This is a genomic window from Pseudomonadota bacterium, assembly GCA_039033415.1.
GTDB lineage: Bacteria > Pseudomonadota > Gammaproteobacteria > Xanthomonadales > SZUA-38 > JANQOZ01.
In genome coordinates, this window is sequence record JBCCCR010000026.1 from 101459 (window position 1) to 108070 (window position 6612).

The following is a 6612-nucleotide window of genomic DNA, read 5'->3' on the forward strand; positions in this document are numbered from 1 at the left end:
GCCGTTTGCCGGGCACCAACGATGTCGGCGACAGGTTGCTTGCTCTGTCGGGTCACCTCGCTTGGGGTCAGCCCCTGAGTTACCATCTGGCTGCTTTGTTGAAGGGTAGTTGGCTTGGCCGACGTTTTTATTTCCTACGCTCGCCCGGACCAGGGATGGATCGATCAGCTCGCAGCGGCGCTGACGGCTGAGGGTCTGGACGTCTGGTGGGACAGAAATCTCACCGGTGGCTTGGATTTCTCCGCGGAGCTCGAGGCCCAGCTCAACGCGGCCCGGACCGTTCTGGTCGCCTGGTCTAAGTCTTCTGTTCAGTCGAACTGGGTAGCTGACGAGGCCACCGAGGGGCGGGATCGTGGGTGTCTGGTGCCCATTTCGATTGACGGTGAGCGACCTAAGCTTGGGTTCCGACAGTTTCAAACGCTGCCGCTAAAGGACTGGAACGGCGATCGGGAGGCGCCAGAGTTTCAGGCGCTGGTCGCCACGATAAAAGCCAAGATGGACGGCAAAGCTCCACCGGTCATGATTACGGCTACTACCACTTCCTCTCCCAGCCGATCCCCGGCCATAGGCCTAGCCGTTGTCGCATTGATCGGCGTAGCTGCACTGGCTGCGGTGCTTGCGTTCCGCAGCGACCGCCAGGAGACGTCGCCCGCATCGGCGATTGCGAATTCGGCGGATCGGACCGTTACCGATACTGCAGCGCAATCGATTGCGATCCTGCCTTTTGCGGACATGAGCGCGGAGAAAAATCAGGCGTTTTTCTCCGAGGGTGTTGCGGAGGAGATCCTGAACGTGCTCGCCCGGGTCGATCGGCTCAAGGTTGCATCCCGAACGTCTTCGTTTCGCTACCGCAATCGCGTTGATCTGGACGCCCGGACCATCGCCAGCGAACTGGCGGTTCGGCACCTTCTGGACGGGAGCGTCCGCAAGGCGGGAGGTAACGTTCGGGTGACCGTTCGGCTGGTTGACGGACCGAGTGACCGGACGCTCTGGTCCCGGACCTTCGATCAGGTGCTGTCGGTTGAGAACCTGCTGTCGATCCAGGATGACATTGCAACGTCCGTCGTTGAGGAGCTCGGAGGGCGCATCGGTATCGGTAGCGCTGACACCCTGCGTTTTGCCGCTGCTGCCGCCACAGACGACCTGCTGGCCTACGAGGTTTTTCTTGAGGGCCGTGATCTTTTCTCTCGGCGACAAACCGAAAACCTGCAGGCCATCGTGGCGAAGTTCGAAGAGGCGGTCCGCCTTGACCCAGACTTCTCCCGAGCGTGGGAAGCACTGGCGGCCGCGTATTCGGTGTCGCCCGGCTGGGGACTGGAAGATCGTCCGTACGCCACGCTTGCGGTGGATGCAGCCAACCGTGCGCTGGCGCTGAGGCCGGATCTCGCGCTGGCTCGCGCGGTGCTCGGCGCCAACGCCACCTTTGAGGGGGCGCCCGACTATGTTCGAAGCATCGATGAGTATGGCCGCGCGATCGAGCTGGATCCTGACGACCCGGTGCCCTGGAGCTGGCGCGGCCAGGAGTTTGCGGAACTGGGATTCTTTGATGATGCGGAGCGTGATCTGCGCCGCGCGCTGGAGCTTGATCCGGCTGACTCGGTGGCAAAGATGTGGTTGGGCCGGACGCTTTTCTATGCCGGCAAACTTGAGCCGGCGCTCAATACTTTTCTGGAGCTGGATGACGAGGCAAGGCACATCTCGCTCGTCTACCCGCTGGCTCTGGCGCTGGCGGCGAATGGGGAGCAGAAGCTGCTGGAAGAGCTTCGTAGCCGTACACCGGGCCCGGGCCTTGACGCCGCTTTTGTCGATGATTTGGTCGTCGATCGCGATTTCGATGTCGAAAAAGGGTACGCGGGGTTTCGCAAAATGCTGGCGGACAGCTACGGCCTCGGACCCTCCTTGCCCACGCTCGCCGAGTGGCTGCACAGCTACAAACGGTACTCAGAAATTCGCGTACGCCGACGCACGAGGGGCGAGACCGTCTGGTGGTATCGCTACCACGAGGATTATCTGAGCTCACCGGAACGCTATCGCGTGATGCGCGAACTGGGTCTTGAGCGCTATTGGCGGATACGCGGGTTTCCAGCGCACTGTCGCCCGCTCGACGATGAGCGTGTGGAGTGTTTCTAGGTAATGTGTAAGAAGCAGGGGAGAGCCATTTGCCTCGAGCATGGACTCCTTAGGCCTGGGCCTCCGGCTGACCCGACTGAAAGCACCAGTGCCAGGGCTCAAACGCCACCCCGTGCGGATTGTTTTCCGGATAAGACATCACAAACCCAAATGCCGCCCCATGGGCGGCCAGCCAGCCAAAGGCGGCCGTCTCCGCGAACGCGGTCTCGAGCGGGGTTGTGCCGGGTGTTGTGATATCGAGGGCGCAGCCGCTGTGATGTTCGCTGTAACCGGGCGCCGCGCTGACCCGCAGCGCATCCTCGGCACCCTCAGCCAGCTTCTTGCTCAGCAGACGGCCCTGATAGTCGATGCTGCGAAATCCTGACACGGGCTGCAGCGTGACGCCGACCTCAGCGGCTGCATTGCGGAGCTGCCGCCATGCATGAGCCGCTGCTGGCGTCAGATATAGCGGTCGGGAGAAACAGTCGTCACCGGCCAGCTCTAGCTCTGCAGGCTCGGTGACCAACGCGAGCCCGCGCTGCTCGCCGTAGTCGCTGTCGATGCCGAGGTCTGACAGCCACTGCGCTGAGCGTTTTTGCTGGTATTCCGCGAGGTCCTGCGCTGGCTGGGCTCCCGACGCTGCGTGCATGGCGAGGCTTTGCAGCCATAGCGTTGCAATCTTCTGGTCGTCGAAGCGATTCGGGTCCAGGCTGCCCTGACGCTGCGCTGACGCAAGGCATTGGAAAAACTCGGTTGCCAGGCCCTGCCTGCGCGCCTTTGGCACGATGGTCAGGTGATCGAGCTGGCCGCGTCGATTGAGCTCAGCTCGGCCGGCCAGGGTCCAGTCAGCTTTGCTGACCAGCTCGATGGCATCCGGCTGGTCGCGCAGCAGCAGGCGGGGCGTACAGCGAAAGGTGGGGCCACTTCCGCCGCCCTTTTGTTCCGCTTGGGGAGCTGCGCTCACTTAGTCGGCCTTGGCGACCGACACCACTTCGAGGTTGCCGAGAGTCGTAATGCCGTCATAGAAGCCAGCCGGGTCACCGTCGCCGTACGCCAGCGCGATATGCCCAGCGTCAAATTTGCCGAGCGCCGCGTCAAAGCTGACCCAGCGACCGTCCAGCCAGGCCTGGGTCCAGGCATGAGGAACAAACACGTTCTGCGTGCCCAGCCAGTCTTCGACGTAGGCCAGGCCGGTGGCGACGCGTGTGGGTATGCCAGCCGCGCGGCCCATGGCGGCCAGCAGCAGCGCGTGCTCGGTGCAATCCCCGCTCCGGTTGCGGGCAACCTCAAGCGCCGTTGCGTAACCGACCGATAGGTTTTTATCGAAGACATAGTCGCGGACGAACTGCTCCATGCGCTGCATCAGGTCAGCGGGCGTTTGGGCATCCAGCCGCGTCTGGCGCACGAGTTCGTGGATCTCGGGTGCATCGATTTGCAGCCAGCGAGTCGCGCCGCGGAAGTCGCTCATCTCGGTAGTGTCACCGCCCTCGGCGGGACTCGCAGCGGGGGGCGTTGGCAGCGCAAGGGGCGTCACGGTGACTCGGTAAAGGTCATCCCGCCTCTCCAGGGCTTGTTCATCGGATTCCGCGAAGGTCAGCGGCTGCTCCGGATCGGTGGCGCGAAATTCGAAGGTAATGGGCGTTTCCCGATCTTTCCAGCTGAGCCGCTCCGGCACCTCCACCAGCGCCTGAACAAAGATGTCAGCCGGCTCGACGTCGCCGGTGGCGCAGCTTTCCGGGCAGGCGATGGCTTCAAAGGTCAGGCCCATCATCGACATGCGGGCCTTCTTGATCTCATAGTCGGGGGTCACCCAGCCGGTCATGACCGTGGGGGTTGCGCCGAGCGTCACCGTTTCCACAACCCGGACGAGGTCTTGTTCGGTGCCCAGCAGATCGACTCGCTCATTGTCCTCGACGCGCGTCGTTGCGGGCACAAACTGCAGGGATGAGGGCACAAACAGCGTCTGTTCGTAGTAGGTGCCTGGCTCGAATCCCTTCGCTAACCCCTCCAGGCGAGCCCGCTCGGCCATCGCCGCGTCCTCCGGCCAGTCGAACTCCTGGTCCTGAACGCTGCCGGCGCTAACGGTGGTGACAAACGCGCGGCCGTCTTTGATTTCGCCCTGGATGGTCATCTGGGCCCCGGAGATCTGCTGGCTGGCATAGAACCCCAGAGGCTCACCTTCGGTAGTTTCGAGGTAGCCTTCTTCGCTCAGCACCTCGATGGTGACGCCGCCGCGGTTAATGCGCAGCAGGAACTCTTCGCTGGTTTCGACCTGACCATTCTCAACACGGCGAACATTCTTGACGTGGCCGGCGCGCTGGCCGTCCAGAAACACGGCCATCCACTGGGCGTCTTCTTCTTCCGCGGAGGCTGCATCGTCGATGAGTGCGTCAGCAGCGGGCACGGCGAGCGGTGCCGGTACCGTGGGCGGGTTTTCAGCGGACGGGCTCTGGGCCAGCGAGAGCTGCGACACGGTCAGCGCGGCCAGCAGCAGCAACGTGGGGTATAACAGTTGGGAAACGCGGTTCATGGACAGATGGTGTTGGACGATATCGCAACGATTATACCTTTTGACCAGCGGGACGCCGATGGGTTGCGGACAGCAAAGAATCACGAGTAGGCCGGGTCGATGAGCCGGGTACCGGTCAAAGGACTGGTCCTCCGCGGCGGCGCGAGCCGGCGAATGGGCCAGGACAAGGCGCTGTTGTCATTAGGCGGCGTTACGCTGCTGGACCGTGCAGCGGGTGTGCTGGGTGAGGTCTGCGACGAGGTGTGGATATCCGGTACTCGCGACGCGGAGACCGCCTGGCCGTATATCGTCGACCTGCAGCCTGGACTCGGGCCGATGGGCGGTCTCTATGCCGCGCAGCGCTTCGACCCGGAGGCTGCCTGGCTCCTGCTGGCTGTCGACATGCCGGCGGTTCAGCGGGCCACGTTGACGCGGCTGATCGACGCCCGCGAGGGCACTTGTGACGCCGTTGCGTATCGTCGGAAATCTAATAGCGGCGAGCTCCTGGAGCCATGCTGTGCCCTCTACGAGCCGGGTTCCGCCCCCGCGGTTGCCGAGCGGGTTGCGTCGAGTGATCTGAGCTTGACGGATCTACTGGCGAGCCTGCGGGTTAAACGACTAGCACCCAACCCTGCTGAGCTGGTCAACGTCAACACGCCGGAAGCCTGGGCAGCGTTTCAGTCGGGCGGTGGGCCCCACAGCGCGTAGTCGGCATCGCTTTCCCAGTCGAAGTACTTTTGCGGTACCCGATTGCGCTTGAGCAGCACGCCCTCGTCGAGCAGCAGCGCTCTCTGCCGCTCGAAGTCGTCGGACCCCGGGGGGAAGGCAAGCGAGCGATCCGCCCGCATGACTCGATACCAGGGCAGCTTGAGCCCCTCGGGCAGTTCCCGCAGCGCGCGACCGACCAGCCTGGCGCGCCCCGGCAGGCCGGCCAACCGCGCGACGTCGCCGTACGCGCAGGTGCGGCCGCGGGGAATCGATCGGACCGCGTCGTAGATGGCTTTGCGGTACTCGGGGTTCACCCGGTGGACTCCGGGCTGGCGTTGTGCGGCGTGTCCAGCATAAACGCCACCATTTCCTCGCAGCGCTCCGGCGGCAGGATGTGACCCATGCCGGCGATCAGCTTGAGGCGCGCTCCGGGGATGAGCTGCGCCAGGGTCTTGCCACCGCGGGGAATGATCAGCGGATCGTCCGTGCCGTGCACCACCGCCGTAGGAATGCGGAGCTCCCGAAGCCAGGGGCTGCGGTCGAGGGCCGTGATGATCGCCGCTATCTGCCGATAGCGTCCGTGGGGTTCGCGACTTCGTTGGCAGTTGGCGTCAGTCAGGCGGCGAATCTCGGATTCCGGCGGATGGCAGTCGGGCCCGCAAACCAGGTTCCAGAACTTAAGATTGAACTGCAGCTGACTGTCGTAGCTTTCCCCCGGCTGATCCAGCAGCAGACTGGCCAGCTTGGGTGACGGAATGGAGTAGGTGACCGCGCCGGGATGGGTCATCACCAGCCCCAGGCCAGTAAGGCGTTCGGCGTGATGGATCGCGAGCACCTGCGCGATCATGCCGCCCATGGACACGCCGATGACATGTGCTGCGGGCACCTTCAGCCAGTCGAGCACGCCCACCGCGTCGCGCGCCATGTCCTCAAGCGTGTAGGGAACAGGCAGCTGCAGCCCCGACATGCGGGCCATGGTCAGCATCGGCAGATGTGGATCGAGCGCGGAGTGAATCCGGGAGCTTAAGCCGACATCACGGTTGTCGAACACGATGACATAGCGGCCACGATCCAGGAGCGCCTGAACAAACGGTTCCGGCCAGACCAGCAGCGACATGTTGAAGCCCATAACCAACAGCACCGGCGGGTCATTGGCGTCGCCGTAGCAGCGGTAGGCGATATCCAGCTCACCGACCTTGGCGATGCCCTCCGTGAAGGCCGGCTCAGACTTGCGGGCGGGGTAGCGCATGAGGGGACCCGGGGGCGCAGCGGCGGCTGACGCAACC

6 protein-coding genes are annotated in these 6612 nt (G+C 63.8%); 2 read left to right on the forward strand and 4 right to left on the reverse strand.

What is annotated here, in order from left to right; all coding sequences use genetic code 11:
• The first annotated feature begins 114 nt into the window (after window positions 1-114).
• Entirely contained in the window at window positions 115-2130 is a 2016-nt protein-coding gene (locus tag AAF358_19720) for a TIR domain-containing protein (protein ID MEM7707790.1), read from the forward strand.
• Window positions 2131-2179: 49 nt separating this feature from the next.
• Here the strand turns inward: AAF358_19720 and AAF358_19725 are convergent, their stop codons facing one another.
• Together AAF358_19725 and AAF358_19730 are read right to left on the reverse strand one after the other, a co-directional pair.
• Window positions 2180-3073, reverse strand: a complete 894-nt coding sequence (locus AAF358_19725) for a M15 family metallopeptidase (protein MEM7707791.1) — start codon at window positions 3071-3073, stop codon at window positions 2180-2182.
• Window positions 3074-4639 (reverse strand): transglutaminase-like domain-containing protein, encoded by a 1566-nt coding sequence (locus tag AAF358_19730; GenBank protein ID MEM7707792.1) that lies wholly within the window; start codon window positions 4637-4639, stop codon window positions 3074-3076.
• Window positions 4640-4738: 99 nt separating this feature from the next.
• Here AAF358_19730 and AAF358_19735 point away from each other — a divergent pair, with 99 nt between their 5' ends.
• Entirely contained in the window at window positions 4739-5326 is a 588-nt protein-coding gene (locus AAF358_19735) for a molybdenum cofactor guanylyltransferase (GenBank protein MEM7707793.1), read from the forward strand.
• Here AAF358_19735 and AAF358_19740 read toward each other — a convergent pair.
• Both AAF358_19740 and AAF358_19745 read right to left on the reverse strand, forming a co-directional pair.
• Window positions 5296-5640, reverse strand: a complete 345-nt coding sequence (locus tag AAF358_19740) for an MGMT family protein (GenBank protein MEM7707794.1) — start codon at window positions 5638-5640, stop codon at window positions 5296-5298. The genes AAF358_19735 and AAF358_19740 overlap by 31 nt on opposite strands.
• A partial coding sequence (locus AAF358_19745) for an alpha/beta hydrolase (protein ID MEM7707795.1) occupies window positions 5637-6612 on the reverse strand: 976 nt, incomplete at its 5' end. The genes AAF358_19740 and AAF358_19745, both read right to left, overlap by 4 nt.

Coding starts and splice junctions, on each gene's coding strand:
- AAF358_19730 (MEM7707792.1), bottom strand. CDS start 4,639: ATGAACCGCGTTTCCCAACTGTTATACCCCACGTTGCTGCTGCTGGCC.
- AAF358_19735 (MEM7707793.1), top strand. CDS start 4,739: ATGAGCCGGGTACCGGTCAAAGGACTGGTCCTCCGCGGCGGCGCGAGC.